General features: G+C 65.7%; 29 protein-coding genes. 12 read left to right on the top strand and 17 right to left on the bottom strand.

The window, feature by feature from the left end:
• The first annotated feature begins 41 nt into the window (after positions 1-41).
• The gene (locus PAF18_RS15040) at positions 42-191 is read left to right on the top strand and encodes an aa3-type cytochrome c oxidase subunit IV (RefSeq protein WP_271116498.1); all 150 of its coding nucleotides are present in this window, start codon (positions 42-44) and stop codon (positions 189-191) included.
• A complete protein-coding gene (locus PAF18_RS15045; protein WP_271116499.1) occupies positions 191-826 on the top strand; it encodes a hypothetical protein in 636 nt (211 codons plus the stop codon). Before PAF18_RS15040 ends, PAF18_RS15045 begins: the two co-directional genes overlap by 1 nt.
• Here the strand turns inward: PAF18_RS15045 and PAF18_RS15050 are convergent.
• The 4 genes from PAF18_RS15050 to greA all read right to left on the bottom strand — a co-directional run bounded on the left by PAF18_RS15050 (position 814) and on the right by greA (position 3,423).
• Positions 814-1,137 carry an AzlD domain-containing protein gene (locus tag PAF18_RS15050; RefSeq protein ID WP_271116500.1) on the bottom strand — a complete coding sequence of 108 codons (324 nt, stop codon included), beginning with the start codon at positions 1,135-1,137 and terminating at the stop codon, positions 814-816. The genes PAF18_RS15045 and PAF18_RS15050 overlap by 13 nt on opposite strands.
• Positions 1,130-1,915 (bottom strand): AzlC family ABC transporter permease, encoded by a 786-nt coding sequence (locus PAF18_RS15055; RefSeq protein WP_271116501.1) that lies wholly within the window; start codon positions 1,913-1,915, stop codon positions 1,130-1,132. The genes PAF18_RS15050 and PAF18_RS15055 overlap by 8 nt, the downstream gene beginning before the upstream one ends.
• A gap of 99 nt (positions 1,916-2,014) precedes the next feature.
• Positions 2,015-2,953 (bottom strand): hypothetical protein, encoded by a 939-nt coding sequence (locus PAF18_RS15060; protein ID WP_271116502.1) that lies wholly within the window; start codon positions 2,951-2,953, stop codon positions 2,015-2,017.
• Positions 2,953-3,423 carry a transcription elongation factor GreA gene (gene greA, locus PAF18_RS15065; RefSeq protein ID WP_271116503.1) on the bottom strand — a complete coding sequence of 157 codons (471 nt, stop codon included), beginning with the start codon at positions 3,421-3,423 and terminating at the stop codon, positions 2,953-2,955. Before greA ends, PAF18_RS15060 begins: the two co-directional genes overlap by 1 nt.
• 304 nt (positions 3,424-3,727) lie before the next feature.
• Here greA and PAF18_RS15070 point away from each other — a divergent pair, with 304 nt between their 5' ends.
• The 7 genes from PAF18_RS15070 to PAF18_RS15100 all read left to right on the top strand — a co-directional run bounded on the left by PAF18_RS15070 (position 3,728) and on the right by PAF18_RS15100 (position 10,699).
• Positions 3,728-5,386 carry an electron transfer flavoprotein-ubiquinone oxidoreductase gene (locus PAF18_RS15070; RefSeq protein WP_271116504.1) on the top strand — a complete coding sequence of 553 codons (1,659 nt, stop codon included), beginning with the start codon at positions 3,728-3,730 and terminating at the stop codon, positions 5,384-5,386.
• A 92-nt stretch (positions 5,387-5,478) separates the two neighbouring features.
• A complete protein-coding gene (locus PAF18_RS15075; protein ID WP_271116505.1) occupies positions 5,479-7,383 on the top strand; it encodes a tetratricopeptide repeat protein in 1,905 nt (634 codons plus the stop codon).
• Positions 7,380-8,207, top strand: coding sequence for a 4-(cytidine 5'-diphospho)-2-C-methyl-D-erythritol kinase (locus PAF18_RS15080; protein ID WP_271116506.1), 828 nt, complete (start codon positions 7,380-7,382; stop codon positions 8,205-8,207). The genes PAF18_RS15075 and PAF18_RS15080 overlap by 4 nt, the downstream gene beginning before the upstream one ends.
• A 23-nt stretch (positions 8,208-8,230) precedes the next feature.
• Positions 8,231-8,965: a pyridoxine 5'-phosphate synthase gene (locus PAF18_RS15085; protein WP_271116507.1), complete on the top strand. Its 735-nt coding sequence runs from the start codon at positions 8,231-8,233 to the stop codon at positions 8,963-8,965.
• Positions 8,962-9,423 carry a hypothetical protein gene (locus PAF18_RS15090; RefSeq protein WP_271116508.1) on the top strand — a complete coding sequence of 154 codons (462 nt, stop codon included), beginning with the start codon at positions 8,962-8,964 and terminating at the stop codon, positions 9,421-9,423. Before PAF18_RS15085 ends, PAF18_RS15090 begins: the two co-directional genes overlap by 4 nt.
• A complete protein-coding gene (gene acpS / locus PAF18_RS15095) occupies positions 9,420-9,824 on the top strand; it encodes a holo-ACP synthase (protein WP_271116509.1) in 405 nt (134 codons plus the stop codon). Before PAF18_RS15090 ends, acpS begins: the two co-directional genes overlap by 4 nt.
• A 122-nt stretch (positions 9,825-9,946) precedes the next feature.
• Positions 9,947-10,699, top strand: a complete 753-nt coding sequence (locus PAF18_RS15100; protein ID WP_271116510.1) for an SDR family oxidoreductase — start codon at positions 9,947-9,949, stop codon at positions 10,697-10,699.
• 18 nt (positions 10,700-10,717) lie between these two features.
• On the opposite strand, the gene rarD is transcribed toward PAF18_RS15100, so the two are convergent.
• A complete protein-coding gene (gene rarD, locus PAF18_RS15105; protein WP_271116511.1) occupies positions 10,718-11,650 on the bottom strand; it encodes an EamA family transporter RarD in 933 nt (310 codons plus the stop codon).
• 172 nt (positions 11,651-11,822) lie between these two features.
• Between rarD and PAF18_RS15110 the strand changes: the two genes are divergently transcribed.
• The gene (locus tag PAF18_RS15110) at positions 11,823-12,215 is read left to right on the top strand and encodes a pore-forming ESAT-6 family protein (RefSeq protein WP_271116512.1); all 393 of its coding nucleotides are present in this window, start codon (positions 11,823-11,825) and stop codon (positions 12,213-12,215) included.
• 270 nt (positions 12,216-12,485) lie between these two features.
• Here the strand turns inward: PAF18_RS15110 and PAF18_RS15115 are convergent, their stop codons facing one another.
• The 7 genes from PAF18_RS15115 to PAF18_RS15145 form a co-directional block, all read right to left on the bottom strand.
• Positions 12,486-13,418 carry a DMT family transporter gene (locus PAF18_RS15115; RefSeq protein WP_271116513.1) on the bottom strand — a complete coding sequence of 311 codons (933 nt, stop codon included), beginning with the start codon at positions 13,416-13,418 and terminating at the stop codon, positions 12,486-12,488.
• A gap of 69 nt (positions 13,419-13,487) precedes the next feature.
• On the bottom strand, positions 13,488-13,820 hold the full coding sequence (locus PAF18_RS15120) for a DUF1491 family protein (protein ID WP_271116514.1): 333 nt from the start codon (positions 13,818-13,820) through the stop codon (positions 13,488-13,490).
• Positions 13,813-14,727 carry a GTPase Era gene (gene era, locus PAF18_RS15125; protein WP_271116515.1) on the bottom strand — a complete coding sequence of 305 codons (915 nt, stop codon included), beginning with the start codon at positions 14,725-14,727 and terminating at the stop codon, positions 13,813-13,815. Before era ends, PAF18_RS15120 begins: the two co-directional genes overlap by 8 nt.
• Positions 14,728-14,893: 166 nt before the next feature.
• The gene (gene rnc / locus PAF18_RS15130; protein WP_271116516.1) at positions 14,894-15,577 is read right to left on the bottom strand and encodes a ribonuclease III; all 684 of its coding nucleotides are present in this window, start codon (positions 15,575-15,577) and stop codon (positions 14,894-14,896) included.
• Positions 15,574-16,359 (bottom strand): signal peptidase I, encoded by a 786-nt coding sequence (lepB, locus tag PAF18_RS15135; RefSeq protein ID WP_271116517.1) that lies wholly within the window; start codon positions 16,357-16,359, stop codon positions 15,574-15,576. Before lepB ends, rnc begins: the two co-directional genes overlap by 4 nt.
• A gap of 167 nt (positions 16,360-16,526) precedes the next feature.
• A complete protein-coding gene (locus tag PAF18_RS15140; RefSeq protein ID WP_271116518.1) occupies positions 16,527-17,174 on the bottom strand; it encodes an RluA family pseudouridine synthase in 648 nt (215 codons plus the stop codon).
• Positions 17,171-17,797 carry a LysE family translocator gene (locus PAF18_RS15145; protein ID WP_271116519.1) on the bottom strand — a complete coding sequence of 209 codons (627 nt, stop codon included), beginning with the start codon at positions 17,795-17,797 and terminating at the stop codon, positions 17,171-17,173. Before PAF18_RS15145 ends, PAF18_RS15140 begins: the two co-directional genes overlap by 4 nt.
• A 143-nt stretch (positions 17,798-17,940) precedes the next feature.
• Here PAF18_RS15145 and PAF18_RS15150 point away from each other — a divergent pair, with 143 nt between their 5' ends.
• Entirely contained in the window at positions 17,941-18,366 is a 426-nt protein-coding gene (locus PAF18_RS15150; protein WP_271116520.1) for a PaaI family thioesterase, read from the top strand.
• 35 nt (positions 18,367-18,401) lie between these two features.
• Here the strand turns inward: PAF18_RS15150 and PAF18_RS15155 are convergent, their stop codons facing one another.
• Positions 18,402-19,646: an MFS transporter gene (locus PAF18_RS15155; protein WP_271116521.1), complete on the bottom strand. Its 1,245-nt coding sequence runs from the start codon at positions 19,644-19,646 to the stop codon at positions 18,402-18,404.
• 130 nt (positions 19,647-19,776) lie between these two features.
• Between PAF18_RS15155 and PAF18_RS15160 the strand changes: the two genes are divergently transcribed.
• Positions 19,777-20,364, top strand: coding sequence for a glutathione S-transferase family protein (locus PAF18_RS15160; protein ID WP_271116522.1), 588 nt, complete (start codon positions 19,777-19,779; stop codon positions 20,362-20,364).
• Here PAF18_RS15160 and PAF18_RS15165 read toward each other — a convergent pair.
• Genes PAF18_RS15165 through leuS form a run of 4 tightly spaced genes read right to left on the bottom strand, consistent with a single transcriptional unit; the run spans position 20,343 to position 25,617 of the window.
• A complete protein-coding gene (locus tag PAF18_RS15165) occupies positions 20,343-21,551 on the bottom strand; it encodes a BaiN/RdsA family NAD(P)/FAD-dependent oxidoreductase (protein ID WP_271116523.1) in 1,209 nt (402 codons plus the stop codon). The two genes, PAF18_RS15160 and PAF18_RS15165, sit on opposite strands and share 22 nt — an antisense overlap.
• Before the next feature lie 10 nt (positions 21,552-21,561).
• On the bottom strand, positions 21,562-22,590 hold the full coding sequence (gene holA / locus PAF18_RS15170) for a DNA polymerase III subunit delta (protein WP_271116524.1): 1,029 nt from the start codon (positions 22,588-22,590) through the stop codon (positions 21,562-21,564).
• Positions 22,587-23,093, bottom strand: coding sequence for an LPS assembly lipoprotein LptE (gene lptE / locus PAF18_RS15175; protein ID WP_271116525.1), 507 nt, complete (start codon positions 23,091-23,093; stop codon positions 22,587-22,589). The genes holA and lptE overlap by 4 nt, the downstream gene beginning before the upstream one ends.
• Positions 23,080-25,617 carry a leucine--tRNA ligase gene (gene leuS, locus PAF18_RS15180; protein WP_271116526.1) on the bottom strand — a complete coding sequence of 846 codons (2,538 nt, stop codon included), beginning with the start codon at positions 25,615-25,617 and terminating at the stop codon, positions 23,080-23,082. The genes lptE and leuS overlap by 14 nt, the downstream gene beginning before the upstream one ends.
• Between the last annotated feature and the right edge of the window lie 3 nt (positions 25,618-25,620).

A 25,620-nucleotide genomic window follows, 5' to 3' on the forward strand; every position in this document is an offset into this window, starting at 1 on the left:
TTATGGAGGGCGCAAACCGGCAGCGTTGAGGGACACAGGCCATGGCACAGAACGAAGTTACCGATCACGAACATGGCACGATGGACATTCGTGAACATCAGAAGATGTTCGGGGCCTTCGTGCGCTTCTCGACCTGGGTCTGCGTGCTGGCCATCGCGGTGCTGATCTTCCTGGCGCTCACGAACGTCTGATGCTGCGCCGCATTCTGATTGCGCTTGCGCTGCCGCTGTTTCTGGCCGCGTGCGGTGCCGATAACAAATTCGCCAGCGACGAGGCCGTGCGCGCGGTCCAGTATCGCTCGACCGAGCAACCCTCGATTTCGCTGATGACGGTGATCGGCCTCAATCGGGGCGAGGGCGGGCATTCGGCGCTGCTCATCAATGGCAGCCAGCAGATCATCTTCGATCCCGCCGGCAGTTTCGAACATCCCCGCGCGCCGGAGCGTTATGACGTCCTCTATGGCATCACGCCCGAGATGCGGAATGTTTACATCGATTATCACGCCCGCGACCTGCCCGGTGAGCGTTACTATGTCGCGCTCGACACGGTGCCGGTCACGCGCGAGGTGGCCGATGCGGCGATCCGCGCGGCAGAAAACAACGGTGCGGTGAACAAGGCGTTCTGCGCGGTGGGCGTGTCGAATGTGCTCGGCTCGGTCCCCGGCTTTCAGGGCGCGCCGGGCGGGTTCAGCCCGATCCGCCTGCGGGAATGGTTCCGGACCCTTCCGCGTGTCCAATCGACGGAGTTCCGCGACAACGATCCGCGCCTCGTCCATGGCGACCTTCTGCGCATGAAGGATGGCTCGATCGAGGCTTATGACAGGTAAAGCCCAAGGCTGAGCACTGCCGCGCCGCCGATGATGGCGGCGAGGATATTGCGGGTGGTGACGCCGATCAGTAGCGTCGTCACCCCCGCTGCCAGCCGCGCCGGATCGGTCTGCCCGCCCGTGGCGACGGGCCAGATGACCAGCGGCGCTGCAAGCGCGGGAAGTACCGCCACCGCCGTATAGCGCAGCACCCGGAGCACCCAGACCGGCATCGGGCGATCTCCGATCGCGCCGAGAAAGCTGAAGCGCAGCAGGAAGGTGCCGCCGCCCACAACGAGGATCACAAACCAGATTTCGGCATCGTTAACCATGCGGGCCTCCGTTGCGGCGGATCATCCATGTCTCGACAAGCGCGCCGGTGGTCATCGCCAGAACTGCGGCGATCATCGGCCCGACCCCTGCGGGCAGCCCGGTCAGCGCCAGCGAGACGACCACCGCGACAACCGCCGCTGCCACATGGGCAATGCTGCGCAGCGCGGGTGCGATCATGGCTATGAAGGTGATCGGCACGGCAAAGTCCAGTGGAATGCTGTCCGGGATGGCGCGCCCCGCCGTCGCGCCGATCAGCGTGCACAGAAACCATGTCGGCACCATCACCGCGGCCACGCCGAAGAAATAGCCGAGCCTCTGCGCGACGCTCAGCCCTGGCACGCGCTGATAGAGGTCGATGGACAGGACATAGCTCTGGTCGATGATCGCATAGGCCACCGCAGCCCGGCTGAGCGGTGAGGCCTTGCCCAGCCATGGCACCAGCGAGGCGGAATACATCGCCATGCGCAGATTGACCGCCAGCGAGGACAGGATCACCAGCCAGACCGGCGCGTTCTCGGTCAGAAGCTGCACTGCGGTGAACTGCGCCGCGCCTGCCAGGACCAGCATGGTAAAGGCCATGACCTGCGCCAGATCGAACCCCGAAGCGGTCGCCACGACCCCGAACAGCAGCCCGAACGGACCAAGCACCAGCATGAAGGGCGCGGATTGCAGCGCGCCATGCCGCAGGCTTTGCATCGGGTTGCGCGCCAGCGCACGGGCGCGGGATTCCTCCAGCGCGCGGTCGCGGCGGGAGGGTTGGGATGGGGCATCGGTCATGGGGTTGCCAGGGTGCTGATTACCCCCGCACCATAAGCGCGCCGCCGCCGGGTTCAAGTCGATAGGTTTCGCGGAGTTTTCCTGCCTGCGCCGCGCCGCTCAGCCATCCTGCCCGAACAGCCCCGACGCTCGTGCCATGAGCATGAACGCCCGCGCCGAGCGGGTGTCGGCCATCCAGAAAATCTCGTCATCGGAAAGTCTTGGCAGCAGGGCCGTCGCGCTCCGGTCGAAGAGCCGGAGGAAGTGATGCACCGCGTCGCGGAAGACGTCATCGGCCCGCATCGCTGCGGTCGCGGCCTCGATGATCTCGGGGTCGCGTACCGTGCCGACGCCCGAGACGGCTTGACCGCGCTGCCCCTCGGCAAAGCGGCGCCAGGCGCGGGCATCGGTCGGCTCGGGCGCGAGATCGTCGGTATAGATCCCACGCTCGGCCAGCAGGGTGACCACATCCTGGGCGCTGCGGATCAGTCGCGCATGATCGGGGTCGCGCAGCGCGTCGCGCAGCGCGGCAACGGCCTCGCGGTCATTCGGCCCATCGGGGAAATTCAGCGCACGGATCACCGTCTGGGTCGGCAGCTCGACCGGCTCGGGGGCGTCGAATCCGAGGCTCGTCTGGCGCAGATCGGGCTCGGACGCGGCGGCGGTTGCAGCAGCGCGCGGCAGGCTCGGATGCGGTACGGTCCGGGCGGGTGCGGTCTGGGCCGGGCGCGGCATGGGCGAGGCTGCGGGCGCAGAAACCCCCTGCGCGGCTGCGTTGCGCGGCGGCTCCTTGCGCAGAACACTGTGCTCAAGCGCGGCCCGCAGCGAGACGGCTTCCTCCCTCAGCTCATCGACAGCGCGCGCCAGACCGACCGCCAGCCAGATCAGCCCCAGCGGCATCAGCGCGGCAACCACCGAAACCCAACGGCCCGGCCCGCTGCCGGCGTCTCCGGCGGTCAGCCAAAAGATCAGCAGCATGAAAAGCCACAGCACCGTCAGCCCGGCACCGATCAGCGTCGCGCGGCCCGAAACGTTCCCATATCCGCGCCAAACAGGCATCACACGAAGCGGACCTTCAGAATTTCATAGCTGCGCAGCCCGCCCGGGGTCTGCACATCGACGCTGTCGCCTTCCTCCTTGCCAATCAGCGCACGGGCCAGCGGAGAGCGCATGTTCAGAAGCCCCTTCTCCAGATTGGCTTCGTGCTCGCCGACGATCTGAAAGGTCTTTTCCTCGTCGGTATCCTCATCGACCAGGTCAACTGTCGCGCCGAATTTGATGCCGCCCGACAGCCTGGCCGGGTCGATCACCTCGGCGCGCGACAGAACGCCCTCCAGCTCAGAAATGCGGCCTTCGATAAAGCTCTGCTTTTCGCGGGCCGAGTGATATTCGGCATTCTCCGACAGATCGCCATGTTCGCGCGCTTCCGAGATGGCGGCGATGATCGCCGGGCGCTCATTGCCCTTGAGATCACGCAGCTCGGTGTCGAGTTGCTGGTATCCGGCGCGGGTCATCGGGATCTTTTCCATCGTCTATCCTGCTTCTCATGCGTGTGCGCGGCGATCGCGCGGGTAAGTTGGACAACGCCCCCGCCAAACAAATGGCAGGGGCGCGGGGTTCCGTTGGCTCCAGCGTTCACCCATCCTCCGCCGCATTGCAAGTCACACAAGCGGGATCTGGCGGGCTGTCGCTGAAAACGCCGACTCATTCGCTTAACATGGCGCAAGTTTTGCAAAGATTGCGTTAACATCCCGCTGCACCGTCGCGTAACGATTGCCGGGGCAGGCGGCAGCGTCTAGAAATGCTTGGGATAATGCGAGCGGAGGCAAGCCAATGACCGAACAGGACAGCACGATCGAACGCGAGTCGATGGATTTCGACGTGGTTATCGTGGGGGGCGGTCCGGCCGGTCTCTCTGCGGCGATCCGGCTCAAGCAGATCGACGCCGAGCTGAATGTCGTGGTGCTGGAAAAAGGCTCCGAGATCGGTGCGCATATCCTGTCCGGTGCGGTGCTGGACCCATCCGGGTTGGATGCGCTCATCCCGGACTGGAGAGAGAAGGGCGCGCCGGTCAAGCAGGAGGTAACCAAGGATAATTTCTATATCCTCGGCGAATCCGGTCAGATGCGGGTGCCGAACTGGCCGATGCCGCCGCTGATGAACAATCACGGCAATTATATCGTCTCGATGGGCAATGTGACCCGCTGGCTGGCCGAACAGGCGGAAGAACTCGGCGTAGAGGTTTTCCCCGGCATGGCCTGTTCTGCTTTCGTGATGGATGGCGAGCGTGTGGCAGGGGTGGTCGCGGGCGAGATGGGGCTGAACGCCGATGGCACGCCCGGCCCGCAATACGAACCCGGCATGGAGCTTCGCGGCAAATACGTGATGCTGGCCGAAGGCGTGCGCGGCTCGCTCTCGAAGCAGGCCATCGCGAAATACGGTCTGTCGGACGGACATGAGCCGCAGAAATACGGGCTCGGCATGAAAGAGATCTGGGAGGTCGATCCCGAAAAATTCAAGGCCGGCACCGTCACCCACACGATGGGCTGGCCGCTCGGCAAGAATGCGGGCGGCGGCTCGTTCATCTATCATTTCGAGGATAACCAGGTGCTGATCGGCTTCGTCGTGCATCTGAACTACGAGAACCCGCATCTCTACCCCTATATGGAGTTTCAGCGTTTCAAGCATCATCCCATGGTGGCTGAATTACTGGAGGGCGGGAAACGCGTGGCCTATGGCGCGCGGGCCATTACCGAAGGCGGCTGGCAATCCCTGCCCAAGCTGACCTTCCCGGGCGGTGTGTTGCTGGGATGTTCGGCGGGGATGGTGAACGTGCCGCGGATCAAGGGCAACCATAATGCCATGCTGTCGGGCATCGCGGCTGCAAATGCCGCCGCTGCCGCCATCGCCGAGGGCCGTGAGGGCGATGAGCTGACCGCCTATGAAGAAGATATCCGCTCGGGCCCGGTCGCGGACGATCTGAAGAAGGTGCGCAACGTCAAGCCGCTTTGGTCGAAAATGGGGCTGTGGGCTTCGCTCTCGCTCGGCGGTTTCGACATGTGGGTGGCCAATCTGACCGGCTGGAACCCTCTGGGGACCTGGAAACACGGCAAGACCGACGCCGAGGCAACCGGTAAGGCCGAGGACTTCCCCAAAATCGACTATCCGAAGCCCGACGGCAAGCTGAGCTTCGACCGGTTGACTAATGTCAGCTTCAGCTTCACCAATCACGAGGAACAGCAGCCCTCGCATCTCAAGCTGAAGGATCCTTCGATTCCGATCGAGGTGAACCTGCCGCAATATGCCGAGCCTGCGCAGCGTTATTGTCCCGCGGGCGTGTATGAGGTGGTCGGCGAAGGCGGCGATGCGCGGTTCCAGATCAATTTCCAGAACTGCGTGCATTGCAAGACCTGCGACATCAAGGATCCCAGCCAGAACATCGTCTGGACAACGCCGCAGGGCGGAGACGGGCCGAACTACCCGAATATGTGATCGCAAGGCTCCGCCGGCTGGCGGGCGTGGCGTTGCGTGTCGGAGGTGGCCTCTATAGGGTCGGGCCGACACGCAAAATCGGACCTGCGCTGATGAAACTGATCCACTCGCTGGCACTTGCCTGCCTCATCGCCCTGCCGGTCACCACGGCGTCGGCGCAGCCCGCATTCGCACAGGATGACGCGCCGCCGCCGCCGCGGCCGGACCGGGTGCAGGACGGTGAGGGCGCAACGCAGGATAGCGGCGGCGACGCACCGGCGATGACCGCGCCGGAGGCAGAGCCGGAAACGCCGCCCGCGCCGCTGACACAGGATCTGGTCGGCCCGTATCTGGCCGCCCGGACCGCCGCCATCGAGAATGATTTCGACGCCGCCGCCGAGTACTATCTGCGCGCGCTGCGTCAGGACCCGCAATCGCCTTACCTCAATGACAGCACGCTCGTGTCGCTGATGGCATCGGGCCAGATCGACCGTGCCATTCAGGTCGCCGACGAGGTGATCGACAGCTCTGGCACCGGCATGAGCTCGCGCCTCGTCGAGCTGGTCGAGCGGGCCCGTGCCGCCGGAGAAGAGGACTGGGCCGGGCTTCTCGACGCGCTCGACAGTAGCGCCGCCTCGGAAGACGATGGCTCCGAGCAGTTGCTGGACGGCATGCTGCGGGCCTGGGCGCTTCTCGGCGATGGGCGTGCCTCGGATGCCGATGCGGCGTTCGAACGGATCCGGCAGATCCCCGGAACCGCCGCCCTGGTCGATTACCACATGGCCCTGGCAAAAGCTCTTGTCGGTGATTTCGAGACCGCTGCCGAATTGCTTCAAAGCGATGGGCCGGACAGCAATGTCATGGCCGCCATCGTTGAGGCGCAGGTGCTGGCGCAGCTCGACCGTCGAGACGATGCGCTTGCCGTGCTGGAGCCGCTCGAGGGAATGGGGATCGATGGCGTGGTCGACGATCTGGCAGCCCGGCTCCGCGATGGCGAAGACATTCGCTTCGATGTGGTCTCCTCCCCGAGCGACGGTATCGCGCAGGTGTTTCTGACCTTCGCCACGCTGCTGTCGAACGATGTCGATCCGAACCCGCTGGCGCTGATCCATGCGAGGCTGGCCAGCTATATCGCGCCGGACATGGCCGATGCCCGGCTTATGGTCGCCCAGATGCTGCAATCGCTCGGCCAGTATGACGCCGCCGAGACGGAATTCGACGCGCTGCGCGAGCAGGGCGAGATGCGTCCCACCGCCGAGTTGGTGCGCATTGATGCCCTCGCCCGCGCCGATCGGGTGGCCGATGCAGAAAAGGCCGCGCTTGCCCTGACGGCCGCGCAACCGGATCTGGCCGAGGGCTGGATCGCGCTCGGCGATCTGATGCGCCAGCAGGAGAAATGGGCCCAGGCGCTGCCCGCCTATGACAAGGCCATCGCCCTGATCGGCACCGACAACCCCGATGATGTCTGGTTCGCGCTTTATGCCCGCGCCATCGCGCTGGAGCGGCTCGACCAGTTCGATCGCGCCGAAGCGGATTTGCGCGCGGCGCTCGAAATCCGCCCAGATAATGCGCAGATGCTGAATTACCTGGGCTATTCCTTCGTCGATCGCGGCGAGAACATGGACGAGGCGCTGCGTCTGATCGAACGCGCTGTCGAGCTGTCGCCCGATGATGGCTATATCCTCGATTCGCTTGGCTGGGTGCTGTATCGGCTCGGCCGCTATCAGGAGGCCGTGGCGCCGCAGGAACGCGCCGTCGCGATGATGAGCAACGACTCGCTGGTCAACGACCATCTCGGGGACATCTACTGGAAGGTCGGACGCAAGCGCGAGGCCGAGATCCAGTGGCAGCGCGCGCTCAGCCTCGACCCGGAAACCGAAGCCGATGCCCACCGCATCCGCGCCAAGCTTGATCGCGGGCTGGATGCGGTGCTGAATGAAGAAGCGGCCAATGGCGGCACGCTGCCTCCGCCGCCGGACGCCCGGGAAGAGGGTGAGGCAACGGCCGAAGAGGAATGAGCGTAACCGAATTCGCGCCGGCCAAGCTGAACCTGACCCTGCATGTCACAGGTCAGCGCGCGGATGGCTATCACCTGCTGGATTCGCTGGTCATCTTTGTCACTGCCGGGGACGTTGTAACCCTAACCGGCGGCCCGCTTTCGCTCAGCGTCGAGGGGGCTTTTGCAAAGGGTCTTTCGGACGATGATAATCTCTGCCTGCGTGCCGCGCGCATGGCGGGACGCGAAGCCGCGATCACGCTGACCAAGAACCTGCCCGTGGCCTCTGGCCTTGGGGGCGGCTCTGCGGATGCGGCGGCGGTTCTGCGCGGGCTGGCGCGGATGGGCGCGGCATTGCCGGAAGCGCCTGAGCGGCTTGGTGCCGATCTGCCGGTCTGTCTTGCAGGACGGCCCGCGCGGATGCGCGGCATCGGAGAGATGCTGGACCCATTGCCCGCGCTGCCCGAGCTTCATCTGGTCGTGGTGAATCCCCGGCAGTCCGTCTCGACCCCGCAGGTCTATAAGGCACTGGACCGGAGGGACAATCCGCCCATGCCGCCCGTGCCGGACAGCTTCGATCTCGCGGGTCTGATCGCCTATCTCGAGACCTGCCGCAACGATCTGCAAGACCCCGCCATCGCAATTTGCCCCAGCATCGCTACAGTGCTGCGCGCATTGCGCGACGAGGGGGCTCTGCTGGCCCGCATGTCCGGTTCTGGCGCAAGCTGCTTTGGGATCTTCCTGGATGCAGCGGCGGCCGGGCTGGCCGCCTATCGGATCGGCGCGGCGCATGAAAGCTGGTGGATCACGGCGACGAGACTCGCATCGCCGCCCGTGCCGGTCTAGATTCCCTGCAGGAGGTGCCGGATATGCTGAGACTTGGCGTCAATATCGACCACGTCGCTACGGTGCGCAACGCGCGTGGCACGCCCTGGCCCGACCCGCTGCGCGCCGCGCAGATGGTCGAAGAGGCAGGCGCCGACGGCATCACCGCGCATCTGCGCGAGGATCGGCGGCATATCTCGGACGCCGATATCGACGCGCTGATGGAGGGGCTGCGCCTGCCGCTGAACCTCGAAATGGCCGCGACCGCCGAGATGCAGACCATCGCGCTGCGCCACAAGCCCCATGCGATCTGTCTGGTGCCCGAAAAACGCGAAGAGCGCACGACCGAGGGCGGGCTGGATGTGGCCGGCAATGACAACGCCCTCGGCCATTATATCGAGCCGCTGCGCGATGCGGGGTGCCGGGTGTCGCTGTTCATCGGCCATGAGCCGGCGCAGATCAGGGCCGCGGCGCGGATCGGGGCGGCGGTGGTCGAGCTGCATACGGGTGCCTATTGCGATTACGACACCGAGGGCCGGATCGCCGAGCGTGACGCCGAGTTGGACGGCCTGCGCGATGGCGCGGCGCTTGCAGAGAGCCTCGGGCTGGAGGTTCATGCCGGTCACGGGCTGACCTTCGACACCGTCGGCCCCATCGCTGCGATCCCGCAGATCAAGGAATTGAATATCGGACATTTCCTGATCTCGGAATCCATCTTTATCGGCCTTCCCGAAGCGATCCGGGAAATGCGCCGCCGCATGAATGAGGCCCGCGCATGATGCGGATTCTGCTGGCTTTTCTGCTGCTGGCTTCGCCAGCTGTCGCTCAGAGCGTCGGTGACTGCGACGCGCGTGTGAGCGCGCGGAGCCTGCCCGAGCCGTGGGAGGATCACACGGCCGTCTATGCCAACGGAGATGTGCGGGTGGCGGTGATCGACACGCTGGAACCCGCGGCGGCTGCCGTGCATCTGATGGTGCTATCGCCGCCGTTGAGTGAGATCGGGGACCGTCAGTGCCGGCTGGTCTCGCTGTCGCGCGCGGAGGGTGGCGCGGCGAGCGGGTTCTTCAATATCGATTTCGCGGGGCGCAGCGCCGATTACGATCCGGCGCGCGGGTTGGTGCTGGACATCCCGGTTGAAACATTCCGTCCCGAAACCGGCATGGGCGCGCCCGCCACGTTGAACGTGACGATCAACCAGTCCACCGGCGATGTGACGGCAGAGGTGACCGCTCCGTGATCCTCGGCATCGGGACCGATCTCGCGAATATCGAGCGTATTCAGGGCGTTCTGGACCGTCATGGCGACCGTTTCCGCAACCGGGTATTTACCGAGCGCGAACTGGCCAAGGCCGCGCGGCGAAAGGATGAGGCCGGGACGCTGGCAAAGCGTTGGGCGGCGAAGGAGGCCTGTTCCAAGGCGCTTGGCACCGGGCTGGCGATGGGGATTGCGTGGCGGGACATGTCGGTCAGCAATCTGCGCACGGGCCAGCCGATCATGCATCTGACGGGCTGGGCCGAGGCGCGTCTGGCGAAGATGACCCCACCGGGGCACCGGGCGGTGGTGCATGTCACCCTGACCGACGATCACCCCTGGGCGCAGGCTTTCGTGCTGATCGAGGCTCTGCCGGAACCGGGCTGAAGCTTGCGCACGGCGCGTACACAGACTGCACACTGGACGTAGACCGGCGTGGCTCTGGCCATCGCGGCGGGTTCGCGCGATGATCGCGGTCAGCGACCCGGCGAAGATGAGGAGGCAGCGCCATGCGGCAGATCGCGATCATCACAGGCGGCAGCAAGGGGATCGGCGCCGAGACGGCGCGGCTCTTTGCGGCAGAGGGCCATGACATCTGCATCAGCTATCTTTCCGACGAGGCCGGCGCGGCGCAGGTCGTGGCGGATTGCAAGGCGCAGGGCGCGCGGGCCATCGCCGTGCAGGGAGATATCGGGCAGGAGGCCAGCGCCGAGGCTCTGTTCGCGCATTGCGAGGCCGAGCTTGGGCGGCCCCGCGCGCTGATCAACAATGCCGGGATCATCGGGCAGACCGGACGGCTGGAGGATCTGCCCGCCGCGACGCTGGAGGCCACGTTCCGTGCCAATGTCTATGGCGTGATCTTCTGCACGCAGGCGGCGATCCCGCGCATGTCCACCGCGCAGGGCGGTGCGGGCGGGGCTATCGTGAATATGGGCTCGATCGCGGCGGTGCTGGGCAGTCCGGGGACATATGTCCACTACGCCGCGACCAAGGCGGCAGTCGAATCGCTGAGCATCGGCGCTGGCAAGGAGCTGGGTCCGGAAGGCATTCGGGTCAACGCGATCCGGGTCGGCACGGCAGAGACCTCGATCCACGAGCGCAGCGGCAACCCAGACCGCCCGAAACAGGTCGCGGCGCAGACGCCTCTGGGCCGCATCGCCAGCCCGAAAGACGTGGCCGAGGCGGCGCTATGGCTGGCCTCGGACAGGGCATCCTTCGTGACCGGGACGGTGCTGACCGTGTCGGGCGGGTTCACGCCCTGAGGCCCATGTCCCTTCGCCCTATTCGGGGCGCAGAGAAGCCTCGGACTGCGCGGCGCGGCGACGGGCGCGGGCCGATTGCATGAGCGTATAGCAATAGATCAGCAGGGCCGCCCAGATCAGCGGGAAGGCGATCAGCTGGGCGCCCTCGAACGGTTCGTCGAACAGCCAGACAGCGATGAAAAAGATCATTGTCGGGGTGATGTATTGCATAATCCCGATGGTCGAGAGGCGCAGCAGCTTGGCGCCATTCGCATAGCACATCAGCGGGATCGCGGTGAGCGGGCCGGTGCCGATCAGCAGGAGCGACGCGCTCCAGGAGCGGCCGAAATGGCCTCCGCCGTTCAGATGCAGCCAGACCAGATAGCCAAGGGCGGGCAGGCAGAGCAGCATCACTTCTAGCGTAAAACCCTGATTGGGTCCGAGCGGCAGGGATCGCTTGAAGAACGCATAGAAGCCCCAGGAAAAGGTCAGCCCGACGGCAACGAGTGGGAGGCTGCCGGTTTCGGCTGTCAGGATGGTGACAGCCAGCGCCGCAAGACCCACCGCTGCCAGTTGCAGCGGGCTGAGCCTTTCGCCAAGCAGCAACGCGGCCAGCGTCACCGAAAAGAGCGGGTTGATGTAATAGCCGAGCGCTGCCTCGAGGGCGTGATCGTTGATGATCGACCAGACATAGATCAGCCAGTTGACCGTCACCAGCGAGGCCGTCAGCGCCGCCATGAGAAGCAGCCGGGGCCTGGCAATGGCCGCGCGGATATCGTCGGTGCGCCGCTGCGCCAGAAGGACTGCGCCGGCCACCGGCAGCGACCAGATGATCCGATGGGCGATGACCTCGACCGGCGGAATATCGGAAAGCAGCTTCATATAAAGCGGCAGGAAGCCCCAGATCCCGTAGGCGGCAAGCGCGAAGGCGAAGCCTTTCGGCGAATCGGCATATTGAGGGCGGCGTTCCATGACGATCTTGTTATCCCGGCCACTCGGGAAAGGGCAGGGGGAGTCTTGCCGATGAGGCTTCGGCAAATCGGCAGGAAATCACTCAGGAACCGGCGCGCGGTTGATGTTGTGGCGGCAATGCGCACCTATGACCGCGACGGCACAGATGCCGCCGAAATGCAGAGGTTAAGATATGTTCAAGACATCCGCTCTCGCACTGGGCTTTGCGCTCACCGCCGGGCTGGCCGCCGCGCAGGAGACCGCGCCGCAGCAGGACCCGGATATGGCGGTGTCCGCCGCCCAGAACCAGCTCGGCGTGCTGGAATATTGCGTTGCCGAGGGGCATATCGACGGCGCCGCCGTCGAGACCCAGAACGAGCTGATCACGATGATGCCCGCCGCTACCGATCAGGACGCGGTCGATGCCGCCTATGCCAAGGGGCAGGAGGGCACGGTCAGCGCGATGGGCGTTGAGCAGACCCTCGCCGACGCCGCCGCCGCGCAGGGCTCCGACGAGGCCGCGCTGTGTGCGCAGCTTGCCTCGCTGGTCGAGCAGGCGGGCGAGCAGGTTTCTCAGCAGCAGTAAGCCCACCGATGGCCGAAAGGGGCCGCCGGGGCGATGCGCCTCGGCGGCCTTTTTCATGGGCTGGTGCAGCTGCGCTGGGGTCGGCGGCGCTTGGCGATATTGCGGGTTAGTTGCCGGGGGCGGCGCGGTCGCTAATATCTGAACGATATGCAGTATCCCCTTGGGCCTAAAGGCGCTGACTTGTCACATTTTAAGGCGATCCCGACACGCTGAGAGGAACAACGGGGGCGGGGTCTCTCACTGCTCTCCCTCTGGCTGAACGTCGCGCTCTCAGCGGTCGGCGCGGGCGGGGGTGATGCGGATGTCCTGCTCGGCGCGGCGCTCTCGGTGGATCACGTAAAGCCCCGAGCCAAGCACGATCAGCGTGCCGAGCAGGGTCAGCCCGTCCAGCCCGTCTCCGAAGACGACATAGCCGACAAGTGTCGCGCCGAGGATTTCCAGATACTGGAACGGCGCCAGCACGCTCGCCTCGGCCTGCGCGAAGGCATAAGTCAGAGTCAGGAAAGAGAGCGCGGCAAGCGCGCCAGAGGCGACCAGCCCGATCAGCACCCATCCCGGCGCCGCGGACAGCGCCGCGAGCGGGCCGACCGCCTCTGCGGGTTGCAGCAGCGAGATCGCGACCAGCGCCGATGCGCCGAACAGGGATGCGCCGATCTGGAAGCTCAGCGGCGAGGAGTGCCGCGTGGCCTTGCGGGTGACGATCATGTTGAAGGCAAATGCGAGCGCGGCGATCAGCGGCAGTGCCACCACCCAGCCGAACTCGGAGAAATTCGGGCGCAGGATGATGAGCGTGCCGATCATGCCGACCGCCACCGCGACATAGCGGCGCGGGCCGGGACGCTCGCCCAGAAAGGGACCGGCGAGAATGGTCAGCAGCAGCGGCTCGACAAAGAAGATGGCGATGGCGGTGGCGATGGGCATGAACTTGAACGCGGTAATCAGCGAAAGCGAGATCACCGCATTCAGCAGCCCCGAGGCAAGCGACAGCCAGGACAGGGACCGCCCCGACAGCAATTTCCGCAGCGCCAGCGCGGCAAGCCCCAGCGCGGCAAGCTGGATCACCGAGCGGATCGCGGTCACATCGGTTGGATGCAGCACGCGGGTGATGAGCTTGGTCAGCGCGTCGCCCATCGGCAGCATGAACATCGCCGCGCACATGGCGGCGATGCCGAGGGATTGGGCGGATCTGTTCTTGCCGGTCATGGCCGGAGCCTAGGCGATGCGGGCGGCAAAGCCCATGCCTGCCTCTCGCGGGACGGTGCAAGCCCGGCCTCAGCCAAGGCCGGGCTCGTCCAACAGGGTACGGCCGTTGCGGCTTTCGATCTCGATCACCCAGAGATCGGGGTCGAAGCCGGTTTCGCGGTGTATCGTGGCATCGATTTCCGGCTCGGGGCCGGTGGCGATGCGGGTCCAGGGACGGGTGTCGGTCTCGAAATCCCATTCCCGCCGCCAGAGCGTCGCATTGCCGTCCAGCGTCGCGCATTTGACCATGACCGCGCCCGCCGTGTCGTCGCCGTGGCGCAGCACATAGGCGGGAATGTCGGCGAGGCCCAGCCGGGTCAGATAGGCCCCGACCCAGACATGCGCGGCGAGCCGTTCAGCCATCGCCGAAATCAAGGCCCATCTCGGTGAAACGCTCGGCCTCGTTCAGCCAGTTCTCGCGGACCTTCACGGTCAGGAACAGATGCACCTTGCGGCCCAGGAATTCGGTCAGCTCCTCGCGGGCGGCCTTGCCGACGGCGCTGATCGTCTCGCCCTTGTGGCCCAGCACGATTCCCTTGTGACCGGCGCGGGCGACATAGATGATCTGGTCGATCTTTGCGCTGCCGTCCTTGCGGTCCTCCCAGGCTTCGGTTTCCACGGTAAGCTGATAGGGCAGTTCCTCATGCAGCCGGAGTGTCAGCTTTTCGCGGGTGATCTCGGCGGCGATCATGCGCATCGGCAGATCGGCAAGCTGGTCCTCGGGATAGAGCCACGGGCCGGGGGGCACGGCGTCGGACAGCCATTTGCGCAGATCGTCGGTGCCACGCCCTTTCTGGGCCGAGATCATGAAGGTCTGCGCGAAATCATAGGCCTCGTTCATCTTCTGTGTCAGGGCCAGCAGCACCTCGGGGTTCACCCGGTCGATCTTGTTGATGGCAAGCGCGACGGGGCGGTCGCCCGCCGTTTCGCGCAGATGGTCGAGGATCTGCTGCACGCCATCGGTCAGCCCGCGATGCGCCTCGATCAGCAGCACGATGACATCGGCGTCCGAGACCCCGCCCCATGCGGCAGCAACCATCGAGCGGTCGAGCCGGCGGCGCGGACGGAAGATGCCGGGGGTGTCGACGAAGACAAGCTGCGCGTCGCCCTCCATCGCGATGCCGCGGATGCGGGCGCGGGTGGTCTGCACCTTGTGGGTGACGATCGAGACCTTGGCCCCGACCATGCGGTTCAGGAGGGTGGATTTCCCGGCATTGGGTTCGCCGATCAGGGCGATGAAGCCTGCGCGGGTCGCGGGGTGTTCGGTCATGGCTGGTGTCCTGCGGAGGTGACGCCGCGACGATAGGCGGCTTGGGGGTGTGGGTTAGGCAGCGGTTGGGTTGGTTGGCGGAATCCCACCCTACGGATTTTTGTGGTGTGCGGGTGGGGTAGTGGACGTCGCAGGATGCGCTTTGGTGCACCGCAGCGCAGCCCTTTCAACCCCCGATCTCCATCAGCATTGCCTGCGCGGCTTCCTGTTCGATGCTGCGCTTGGTGCCTTTGCCGCGCGATACGGCGTGGCGTCCATCATCCAGCGTCACGGTGATTTCGAATTCCGGGGCGTGGTCGGGGCCCTTGCGGCCCGTGACCTCGTAGTGGGGCGGGGACATGCCATTGGCCTGCGCCCATTCCTGAAGCGCGGTCTTGGCATCGCGGGCGTCGTCCTCGACGCTGTCGAGCCGGTCCGACCAGTGGCGCAGGATCACCGCGCGGGCGGTTTCGAACCCGGCATCGAGATAGATCGCCGCCAGCACCGCCTCCATCGCGTCGGCGAGCAGTGCTTCTTTCCGGCGTCCGCCCGACATCATTTCCGAACGGCCCAGCTTGAGCACATCGCCCAGCCCGATCTGGCGGGCGACCTCGGCGCAGGTCTCGCCCCGGACAAGCGCGTTGTAGCGCGGGGCGAGCTGGCCTTCGCTGGCGGCGCTGTCGGCGGCATAAAGCGCCTCGGCCATGGTCAGGCCCAGCACCCGGTCCCCGAGAAATTCGAGCCGCTGGTTATGCGGCCGTGTCGGCGAGGCGACCGAGCCGTGGGTCAGCGCCTGAATCAGCAGCTCGGGCCGCGCAAAGTCATGCCCCAGCCGGGCCATGAACTCGCGCAGTTCGGTCGAGACCTTCACCGAATTGCCTTGAAGAAGCGGTCCGGACGCCAGGTCCAGACGTAGAGAAGCGATCTTCCCGCCGATGAGAACAGCACCCGGTCCGCGCGCCCGATCAGATATTCATCGGCGACGAAGCCGAGCCCGCCCCGCGACTTGCTGAAGCGGGAATCCAGCGAGTTGTCGCGATTGTCGCCGACGAAGAAATATTCGCCCTCGGGGACGGTGAACAGCTTCGTGTCGTCCTGCGTCAGCCCGTCGATCGCGTTCAGTACGCTGTGGCCTTCGCCGCCGGGCAGGGTTTCGGTGAAACGCTCCTTATGGCAGGGGCCGCCTTCCGGGGTTGAAAGATCGGTGCAGAGCGGCAGATCCGTGCCGCCACGCTGCGCGGTGCGCGGCTCCACGAAATCGGGCATTTTCTCATATTCCGCTGGCTCTCCATTAATGATCAGCCGGCCCTCGGTCATCTGCACCGTATCGCCGGGCAGCCCGACGACGCGCTTGATATAGTCCACCCCACGGGTCGGGTGACGGAACACCACCACATCGCCCCGCTCGGGCTGAGAGCCGAGGATACGGCCTTCGATCGGACACATCGAGAAGGGGCAGGAATATTGCGAATAGCCATAGGCCATCTTGTTGACGAAGAGGAAATCCCCGATCAGCAGCGTGTCCTTCATGCTGCCGGAGGGGATATAGAAGGGCTGGAAGAACAGAGTGCGGAAGATCCCCGCGATGACGAGCGCCCAGAAAATGGTCTTGACCGTTTCCCAGATCCCGTCCTTCTTTTCCGCTTTCGCCATGTTGCGCCCTTCGGTCTGTGATCCTTCGGCTGAATGGTGCCGGGGGGCAGGAAAGTCAAGCTATGCGGGGGATACGCGACATTCTGGCAGAGGCAGAGGCCCGTCCGGCCCGCGTGACCGAGGCTCGGGCGGTGCACAGGTCGGTTCTGAATTTCGCGCTCGCCCCGTCAGAAGGGCGGCTTGGCGGAAAAGCTCTGCTGCACGCCGCTGTCGGGATGGCGCAGGCGCAAGGTCTCGGCATGGAGCATCAGCCGCGGATGGTCCGCCGCCGCTCCCGTCGCATAGAGCGGGTCTCCCAGGATCGGATGGCCCGTCTCGGCCATATGCACGCGAAGCTGGTGGCTGCGCCCGGTCACCGGCATGAGCCGGATCCGCGTCTCGGCAGGCGTCGCCTTGACCACGCGCCAGTCGGTTCGTGCGGGACGGCCGGCCTCGAAATCGACCTTCTGCCGGGGGCGATTGGGCCAGTCCACGATCAGCGGCAGCTCGACAGTGCCGGTCTTGTCGCCGACTTCGCCGCACACGCGGGCGATATAGGTTTTCTTGACCCGGCGCGTCTCGAACTGTTGCGACAAATGCCGCTGCGCATGCGGGGTGAGCGCGAAAACCATCACCCCCGATGTGTCCATGTCCAGTCGGTGCACCAGCAGCACGGTCGGGAAGGCGCCGCGGAGCCGCTCGATCAGGCAGTCGGCCTTGTCGGGGCCGCGCCCCGGCACCGAGAGCAGTCCGGCCTGCTTGTTGACGACGAGAATTTCGTGATCGTCATGCAGGATCTCGGGCGGATCGGCCGGTGGCGCGTAGGTGAAGCTCACTTGGTGACCATGCGCAGCGCGAGGCCGGCAAAGATCACCGCCGCGATGCGGTTCATGAGCCTGAGCCGCCGCCCAAGCCGCAGGCCGAGCCAGCCCGCGACGACGCCGTAACCGATGGTGACCAGCGTGCCGGTGGCGGCGAAGATCAGGCCCAGCCCGAGGATCTGCTGCCAGATGGGGCCGTATTCGATGCGGGTGAATTGCGGCAGGAAGGCCAGCAGGAACAGCACCGGTTTGGGGTTGAGGATGTTCGACAGCGCCCCGCGACGCAGGATGCGCCACAGGTTTTCCGGGGCATGTTGCGACGGTTCCTGCGCGGCGGCGTTCCAGCTTTGCCAGGCGAGGAACAACAGGTAGGCGGCGCCGATATATTTGATCGCAGCCAGCAGGCCGGGATTTGCTGCAACCACTGCGCCAAGACCGATCGTGGCCAGCGTCAGGTGGAACAGCACGCCGATGCCGACACCAAGCCCGGCCACCGCTCCGGCACGGGGGCCGCCCTTTATGCCGCAGGCAGAGGCGAAGAACACGTCCTGGCCCGGTGCGAGGTTCAGAAGCAAACCTCCGGTGATGAACGTGGCGAACTGTGTCGCGGGGATATGTGCGAGTGTGTCCCAGAGCATTTGCGTTGATTAACGCGGCCAGGCGTCCTTGGCGAGGGGGATACGCGCTTGCCATTCCGGCCCCGGCGGCGGAAGATCCGCGCGTCTCTGCGGCGGGTCCGATGGGCCGGATGCGCTTATCTAAGTGATTGTAAGGACAGAAAATGACCGACGCTGAGCGCATTGCGCAGATCGCCGAAAGGCAGCCGGAATTCACGAAATTGCTGGGAATGGAGATGGTCGAGGCCGAGCTTGACCGCGTGGTAATGGCTCTGCCGGTGACCAAGGCGCTGTCGAATCGCAACGGCGTGATGCATGGCGGGGCGATTCTGGGGCTGACGGATAATGTCGGCGGGACCGCGGCATCGCTGAATCTGAAGAAGGGCGAGAACACGGTAACCCTTGAATCCAAGGTAAATTTCCTGCGCCCGATCCGCATCGGGGACACGGCGCGGGCGACCGCGACGCCAGTGCATATCGGCGGGACGACCCAGATCTGGGAGGTGGTCGTGACGCGCGGGGATGGCAAGGTGGCGGCGCGGGTGACGCAGACTCAGATGACGATCCAGTGGAAGGAACCGGCGGGCTGAGCGCTCCGGAAACCGCGTCGCAGGAAGCGGATCGCTCAGGCGGTGGCGGGAAGGCGCGCGGGGGCCTCGCGCACGGGCAGGTGGATCAGCGCCGAGAACGCGCCGACGCCGACGCCGACCCACCAGACCACCGTATAGCCGCCGGTCTGGTCATAGAGCGTGCCGCCCAGCCAGACGCCGAGAAACGAGCCGAGCTGGTGAGACAGGAAAACGAAACCGTAAAGCGTACCCATATAGCGCAGCCCGTAGATATAGGCGACCAGACCAGAGGTCAGCGGCACGGTGGCCAGCCAGAGCGATCCCATGCCGACGCTGAACAGAAGCACCGTGCCGGGTGTGATCGGCGTCAGGATGAACGCAGCGGCGATCAGGGTGCGCAGCGTGTAAATTCCGGCCAGCAGGTATTTGCGCGAATAGCGATTGCCCAACCAGCCTGCGAAGATGGTGCCTGCGATATTCGCCGCCCCGATCAGCGAGATCGACCATGCGCCCAGCGCCGAAGTGGTGGTGATGCCGATGGAATGCAGCATCGAGCCGGGCGCGATCGGGCCGCACATCTCGGTCACTAGCGCGGGGAAATGCGCGGTGATGAAGGCAAGCTGATATCCGCAAGAGAAGAACCCGGCGAAGATCATCAGATAGGACGGATCGCGGAAGGCGCGCTTGAGCACCGAGCCCATGCTTTCTTCCAGCTCGGTCGGCGCGGCGGGTTTGCCCGACCCCAGCAACGGCAGGAACAGCATCATGGTCAGCGACAGGCCGGCAAAGGTCAGGAACACGCTCTGCCATGCCATCAGCGACAGAAGCGCTTCGGCCAGCGGGGCGCCGACGACCTGACCGGCTGATCCGGCAGCGGTCGCGATGCCCAGCGCCATGCTGCGGTGCTCGTCGCTGGCGGCGCGTCCCACCACGGCCAGGATCACGCCGAAGCCGGTCCCGGCGATGCCGAAGCCGACGGCGATTTCCCACATCTGCATCGCCTCGGGCGTTGTGACGACCGCCGACATGGCAAGGCCGATCGCATATAGCGCCGAGCCGAGGATGATGGCCCAGCGGTCTCCCCATCTTTCAGCCAGCGCGCCAAAAATCGGCTGTCCGATCCCCCAGGCGAGGTTCTGGATGGCGATAGCCAGCGAAAAATCCGCCCGCAGCCAGCCATAGCTTTCCTGCACCGGGATCTGGAACACGCCGAAGCTGGCGCGCAACGAGAAATTGATCAGCAGGATGATGCAGCCGCCGATGAGAATCGGCGTGACGAGCTTGTGGGATGACTGGGACATGTCGGATCTCCGGCGGACCCGGCAGGATTGGCGCGGGCGAGGCGTGGCGTCAAGATCTGTCGGATTTCGCCGGCTCGCCTTGCCGCCGGGGACACATGCGCCTAGCGTGGCGTGAATCAGGGAGGTGCGCATGTATCGCGTCATCGGTGCCGCCGACACGAGAGCATTCCGGGTAATCTGGATGCTGGAAGAGCTGGGACAGGATTACGAGCACGATCCGGCGCCGCCGCGATCGGAGGGTGTGGTGGCCTTCAACCCGGCAGGGAAAGTGCCCGTTCTGGTCGATGACGGGCTCCCCATCACCGATTCGACGGCAATCATCCAGTATCTCGCCGACCGGCACGGCGCGATGACCCACCCCGCAGGCAGCCGGGATCGCGCCCGGCAGGACAGCCTGACGCAATTCCTGCTGGATGAATTCGACGCGGTGCTGTGGACGGCGGCGCGGCACAGCTTTGTTCTCCCCGCCGAGCTGCGGGTTTCAGGGATCAAGGATTCGCTGCGATGGGAGTTTCAGCGCAGCCAGAAGACGCTCAGCCAGCGCATCGGGGACGGGCCCTATCTGATGGGCGAGGTGATGACCGTGCCGGACATCATCCTGACCCATTGCCTGTTCTGGGCGAATGCGGCGAAGTTTCCCATCGCCGAAAGCTGGCTGACCGATTACCAGGCGCGGCTTCATGCGCGGCCCGCATTTCAGGCCGCCCGCGACAGATAGGCCGCCGCCCCGCGCCCGGCACGGCGTCCGCTCCCGAGGCAATGGGTGATCAGATAGCCGCCGGTCGGCGCCTCCCAGTCCAGCATCTCGCCCGCCGCGAAGATGCCGGGCAGCGCCCTGATCTGCAAGGACGGGTGCAGCGCATCGAGCCGGATCCCCCCGGCCGAGGAAATCGCCCGGTCCAGACCCATCGGCCCTTCATGGCGAATCGGCAGCGACTTGACGAGAGCGGCCAGCTCCGACGCATTCTCTGGCAAGGGCCGTCCCCATTCAAGCAGCAGCGCGACCTTGACCGGATCGCCCAGCACCCGGCGCAGCCAGTTGCCGACGGAGAGCTTCCCGCGCGGTTTCGCAAGACGCGCGGCAAGCGGGTCCGCTGCGAGGTCGGGCGCGAGATCCAGCCGCGCCTCGGCGCCGTCCCGGATCGCGGCGGCCACGGCATAGATCCCGCCGCCCTCGATGCCGTGGCGCGAAATCACCCATTCACCGCGGCTCATCGCCTCGCCCCCCCGGATCGCGCTGCCCTTTACCGGCTGGCCGAAATGGCGCTGCATCTGATCAGACCAGCTCACCCGCAACCCCATATTCGCCGGGCGGAATGGCGCGATTGCCACACCCTTCGCGGCCAGCCAGCCGGTCCAGGCGCCATCCGAGCCGAGCCGGGGCCAGCTCGCCCCGCCGAGCGCCAGCACCGTCACCTCGGGCCGCAGAAGCCGACGCCCCTCCGCCGTGTCGAAAATCAGAGAATCGCCGTCGAATCCTTGCCAGCGCCAGCGGCTGCGCAGCTCGACACCCATGGCGCGCAGTCGGGCGAGCCAGGCGCGCAGCAGTGGCGAGGCCTTCATACCGACCGGAAAGACCCGCCCCGTCGAGCCGGTGAACAGCTCGATCCCGAGCTCCCGCGCCCAGCGCATGGCGTCGGCGGGGCCGAATTCCGGTTCATCCTGACCGAAATATCCCCGGGGGTGCGGGGGCAGGCAGCCCCCGGCGCCGAGGGCGATGTTGCCTGCGAACCGATCCGACGATTCGTCGCGGGTCAGGTTCAGACCGGATTTCCCGGCCATGAGAAATTTGCGCGCCGGAGTCGGCATCGCTTCGGCCACGGTGACGGGATGACCGGCGCGGGCTAGCTCTTCGGCGGCCATCAGCCCTGCCGGTCCCGCACCGATGACCAGCGCGCCCTTCATTCCGTCGCCCTCACCGCGCGCCGCGCGGCATCATCGCGAGCCGGATCAGCGCGCGTTCCATCAGCGCCATCTGCGGCGCGCGGGTCGAGCTGCGAAGTTGCAGGTCGGTGTCCAGCAGATGATGCACCGCATCTTCGAGATTGCGCATCCCCCAGCTTTGCACCTGCCGCGCCATGCGGTCGCGGCGCGGCCCGAAGACCGGCGGGCGCAGCCGGGACAGGCCGGCCTGCGGGCCGCCCGGATCGGCGCTGGCGGCATGCAGGGCGCGGAAATGGCGCAGCGCGGCGATGCAGATCGTGACCGGCGCAATGCCCTGACCTTCGATCCGGCGCATGATCTGCCCGAAGCGGTCGGAATTGCCTTCGGCCACCACGTCGATCAGCTCATCGACCTCGGCGTCGATGGTGGAGGGCGCCATCAGCGCGACCTCTGCGCTGGTCAGCGCGCTGTCGTCGCCATGCTTGTAAAGCCCGATCTTCTCGACCGTCTGCCGGAAATCGCCGGGATCCAGCGCGCGTGACAGCGTCATCAGATCGCGCATCGCCTCGCGTTCGATCTCGGTCAGACCGGCCTCCCTGAGCCAGCGCGAGACCTCCTCTTCGCCGGGCGGATCGTCATAGATCGGGGCGACCACCGCCTGTTTATGCGGCTCGAACAGCTTGCGCAGCGCCGAAGATTTCGCCAATCCGCCTGCCGTCACCACGATCGCCGCGTCGCCATGCGCCCAATCCTCGAGCGCCGCGGCAATGGCCGGGGCGGCGGCGTCGGGCGTGTCCTCGACCAGCACCACGCGCTGACCGGGGAAGAATCCCACCGCCTTGACGGCATCCATCAGCGCCGCCGCATCCTTGCGCAGATCGCCGCCGGCGAGCCGTGTCAGCCGCATTTCCTCATCGGCGTTGGGGCCGGTCAGCGCGGCCACGGCCTCGGCCCGTTTCAGCGCCACCCGCATGGCATCCTGCCCATAGATCAGCAATGCCGGACGGGTCGGGTCCGGCTTGGCCAGATAGCGGCCGATCTCGGCGCCTTTCAGGATCATTGCTGGCGCGGGAAGCCGGCCAGCAGCCGGGTCACGATCTGGTCGGCCAGCATCACCATCAGACGCTCGCGCGCGTCGCGCTCCGCTGTGGTGGTGGCGATGGTGGTGCCGGTCGCGGAATAGGAGGTGAAACTGGACGCCCGGCCGCGCGTGATCGCCGCCCCGGTGGCGCTGTCGGTCAGCACGAAATCGGCGGTCCCGTTGAGAGAATAGCGCGTCGCCACCTCGGAGGCGTTGATCGCCTGTGCGACGACCGCCGTGGTCAGCCGGTATTGCAGCTCGTATCGTGCCGCCTGTTCGGGGCCGAGCCGTTCCGAAAGCCGGCGGTTCAACGCGAAGCTGTCGATGTCGTTGGCCTCTTGCAGGGCGACGCGGCCCTGCAGGGCTGTGCCGCTGCCGCCGGGGCCGTAAGCCGGGGTCAGCGCACAGGCCGCGAGCGCCGCGATCCCGGCCAGCACCGCGACGCGTGACACGAGGCGGCGGAGGGGGTCAGGCCACGACATTGACGATCCGTCCCGGAACAACGATCAGCTTCTTCGGCGATGCCCCATCGAGGAATTTCTGCACGGTCTCATCTGCAAGGACGAGCGATTCGATGTCTTCCTTGGGCATGTCCTTGGCAACGCTGATCTCAGCCCGGCGCTTGCCGTTGATCTGGATCGGCATGGTCACCGTGTCATCGACCAGCAAAGCGGGGTCGGCCTTGGGCCAGCCTGCATCCACCACCATGCCGGTGCCGCCGGATCTGGCCCAGATTTCTTCGGCCAGATGCGGGACCATCGGGGCCATCAGCTGCGCCATGATGCGCAGCACCTCGCGACGAGCCTCTCCACCGGCTTTGGATTTGCCGATGGCGTTGGCGAGTTCATAGAGCTTCGCCACGGCCTTGTTGAACGCAAAGCTTTCGATGGATTTCGTCACATCGGCAATGGCGCGATGCGCGGCGCGGGTCAGGTCGGGATCGTCCCCGCCCTCGGGTGCCTCATCGGCCAGCCGCCAGACGCGGGCAAGGAATTTATACGCCGCCTCGGCCCCGGCGCTTGTCCATTCCACGTCGCGTTCGGGCGGTGAATCGGACAGCATGAACCAACGCGCCGTGTCGGCGCCGAAATTGGCAACGATATCCACCGGATCGACGACGTTCTTCTTGGATTTGGACATCTTGGCCGAGGGGATGATCTCGACCTCGGTGCCATCGGCCAGCTTGCCGTCGGTCACATCCTCGGGCAGGTGATAGACCGGGCGGCCCCTGGCGTCGGCGGTCTTGTAGATCTCATGCGTGACCATGCCCTGCGTGAACAGCGCGTCGAAGGGTTCCTTCGCGTGTTGGGGCAAATGGCCGGTCTTGACCATCGCGCGGGCGAAGAAGCGGGAATAGAGCAGATGCAGAATCGCATGCTCGATCCCGCCGATATACTGGTCGACATTCATCCAGTAATCCGCATCGGCGCGGTCGGTCGGTGTCGAGGCGTGGGGCGAAGTGAAACGCGCGTAATACCAGCTCGAATCGACGAACGTGTCCATCGTGTCGGTTTCGCGCGTGGCCGCGCCGCCGCATTGCGGGCAGGTCGCCTGACGCCATGTGGGGTGACGGTCCAGCGGGTTGCCGGGCTGATCGAAGCTGACATCCTGCGGCAGCAGGACGGGCAGGTTCTCTTTCGCCTCGGGGACGGTGCCGCATTTGGCGCAATGCACGACCGGGATCGGGCATCCCCAGTAACGCTGGCGCGAGATGCCCCAGTCGCGCAGGCGATATTTGGTGACGCCCTCGCCATAGCCCTGTTCCTCGGCATGGGCGATGGCGGCGGTCACGGCCTCCTCGCCGGTCTGCTCCGCCGCGCCCGAGAAGCCGCGCACATAGCTGACGGTTTCGGATTTCAGCGGCACATAGGGGCCCTTTGCCACCATCGCATCGGCGGCGGCGAGATCCATGCCCTTCTCGCCAAAGGTGGCGCGAATCGGCAGGCCGTATTTGGTCGCGAATTCATGGTCGCGCTCGTCATGCGCGGGCGAACCGAAAATCGCGCCGGTGCCATAATCCATCAGCACGAAATTCGCGATCCAGATCGGCAGTTTCCAGTCGGGATCAAGCGGATGGGCGACGCTCAGCCCGGTGTCGAAGCCCATTTTCGGCGCGGTTTCAATGGCTTCCTCGGTGGTGCCGATGCGGCGGCAGTCCTCGATGAAGGCCCGGATCTCGGCATTGCCCTCGGCCAGATGGCGGGCCATCGGGTGATCCGGCGACAGCGCGATGAAGCTTGCGCCCATCAGCGTGTCGGGGCGGGTGGTGTAGACCTCGATCTCGTCGAAATCCTCGGGCGCATCGACGGTGTGGAAGCGGAATTGCAGGCCGCGCGATTTGCCGATCCAGTTGCGCTGCATCAGCCGAACCTTTTCCGGCCAGCCCTCCAGCCCGTCAATCGCCGAGAGCAGCTCTTCGGAGTAATCCGAGATGCGGAAGAACCACTGCGTCAGCTCTTTCCGCTCGACCGGCGCGCCCGAGCGCCAGCCCTTGCCGTCGATCACCTGTTCATTGGCCAGCACGGTCATGTCGACCGGGTCCCAGTTCACCTGAGCGGATTTGCGTGTGATCAGCCCGGCTTCGAGGAAATCGAGGAACAGCGCCTGTTGCTGCGCGACGTAATCGTCATCGCAGGTGGCGAATTCGCGGGACCAGTCGATCGACAGACCCAGCGGCTTCAACTGGTCCTTCATCGCTGCGATATTGCCATAGGTCCAGTCGCGCGGATGGCCGCCCTGTTCCATCGCGGCGTTTTCCGCCGGCATCCCGAACGCGTCCCAGCCCATCGGGTGCAGCACCGAAAAACCCTGCGCGCGCTTGAACCGCGCCACCACGTCGCCCATCGCATAGTTGCGGACATGGCCCATATGGATGCGCCCCGACGGGTAGGGGAACATCTCCAGCACATAGTATTTGGGCCGGTCGTCCCGCACGGCCTTGAAGCTGTCGGCCTGGCTCCAGGCGTCCTGCCAGTGCTTTTCGCTGGTTGCGGGATCGTAGGGCATGGG

The organism is Paracoccus sediminicola, from assembly GCF_027912835.1.
GTDB lineage: Bacteria > Pseudomonadota > Alphaproteobacteria > Rhodobacterales > Rhodobacteraceae > Paracoccus > Paracoccus sediminicola.

Coding starts and splice junctions, on each gene's coding strand:
- PAF18_RS15070 (WP_271116504.1), top strand. CDS start 3,728: ATGACCGAACAGGACAGCACGATCGAACGCGAGTCGATGGATTTCGAC.
- PAF18_RS15045 (WP_271116499.1), top strand. CDS start 191: ATGCTGCGCCGCATTCTGATTGCGCTTGCGCTGCCGCTGTTTCTGGCC.
- lepB (WP_271116517.1), bottom strand. CDS start 16,359: ATGGCGAAAGCGGAAAAGAAGGACGGGATCTGGGAAACGGTCAAGACC.
- PAF18_RS15120 (WP_271116514.1), bottom strand. CDS start 13,820: ATGGCTGAACGGCTCGCCGCGCATGTCTGGGTCGGGGCCTATCTGACC.
- PAF18_RS15050 (WP_271116500.1), bottom strand. CDS start 1,137: ATGGTTAACGATGCCGAAATCTGGTTTGTGATCCTCGTTGTGGGCGGC.
- PAF18_RS15165 (WP_271116523.1), bottom strand. CDS start 21,551: ATGAAGGGCGCGCTGGTCATCGGTGCGGGACCGGCAGGGCTGATGGCC.
- rarD (WP_271116511.1), bottom strand. CDS start 11,650: ATGGAACGCCGCCCTCAATATGCCGATTCGCCGAAAGGCTTCGCCTTC.
- PAF18_RS15080 (WP_271116506.1), top strand. CDS start 7,380: ATGAGCGTAACCGAATTCGCGCCGGCCAAGCTGAACCTGACCCTGCAT.
- PAF18_RS15060 (WP_271116502.1), bottom strand. CDS start 2,953: ATGCCTGTTTGGCGCGGATATGGGAACGTTTCGGGCCGCGCGACGCTG.
- PAF18_RS15145 (WP_271116519.1), bottom strand. CDS start 17,797: ATGCTCTGGGACACACTCGCACATATCCCCGCGACACAGTTCGCCACG.
- PAF18_RS15160 (WP_271116522.1), top strand. CDS start 19,777: ATGTATCGCGTCATCGGTGCCGCCGACACGAGAGCATTCCGGGTAATC.
- PAF18_RS15085 (WP_271116507.1), top strand. CDS start 8,231: ATGCTGAGACTTGGCGTCAATATCGACCACGTCGCTACGGTGCGCAAC.
- PAF18_RS15040 (WP_271116498.1), top strand. CDS start 42: ATGGCACAGAACGAAGTTACCGATCACGAACATGGCACGATGGACATT.
- PAF18_RS15155 (WP_271116521.1), bottom strand. CDS start 19,646: ATGTCCCAGTCATCCCACAAGCTCGTCACGCCGATTCTCATCGGCGGC.
- PAF18_RS15075 (WP_271116505.1), top strand. CDS start 5,479: ATGAAACTGATCCACTCGCTGGCACTTGCCTGCCTCATCGCCCTGCCG.
- PAF18_RS15110 (WP_271116512.1), top strand. CDS start 11,823: ATGTTCAAGACATCCGCTCTCGCACTGGGCTTTGCGCTCACCGCCGGG.
- PAF18_RS15150 (WP_271116520.1), top strand. CDS start 17,941: ATGACCGACGCTGAGCGCATTGCGCAGATCGCCGAAAGGCAGCCGGAA.
- PAF18_RS15090 (WP_271116508.1), top strand. CDS start 8,962: ATGATGCGGATTCTGCTGGCTTTTCTGCTGCTGGCTTCGCCAGCTGTC.
- PAF18_RS15100 (WP_271116510.1), top strand. CDS start 9,947: ATGCGGCAGATCGCGATCATCACAGGCGGCAGCAAGGGGATCGGCGCC.
- PAF18_RS15115 (WP_271116513.1), bottom strand. CDS start 13,418: ATGACCGGCAAGAACAGATCCGCCCAATCCCTCGGCATCGCCGCCATG.
- holA (WP_271116524.1), bottom strand. CDS start 22,590: ATGATCCTGAAAGGCGCCGAGATCGGCCGCTATCTGGCCAAGCCGGAC.
- lptE (WP_271116525.1), bottom strand. CDS start 23,093: ATGTCGTGGCCTGACCCCCTCCGCCGCCTCGTGTCACGCGTCGCGGTG.
- PAF18_RS15055 (WP_271116501.1), bottom strand. CDS start 1,915: ATGACCGATGCCCCATCCCAACCCTCCCGCCGCGACCGCGCGCTGGAG.
- greA (WP_271116503.1), bottom strand. CDS start 3,423: ATGGAAAAGATCCCGATGACCCGCGCCGGATACCAGCAACTCGACACC.
- era (WP_271116515.1), bottom strand. CDS start 14,727: ATGACCGAACACCCCGCGACCCGCGCAGGCTTCATCGCCCTGATCGGC.
- leuS (WP_271116526.1), bottom strand. CDS start 25,617: ATGCCCTACGATCCCGCAACCAGCGAAAAGCACTGGCAGGACGCCTGG.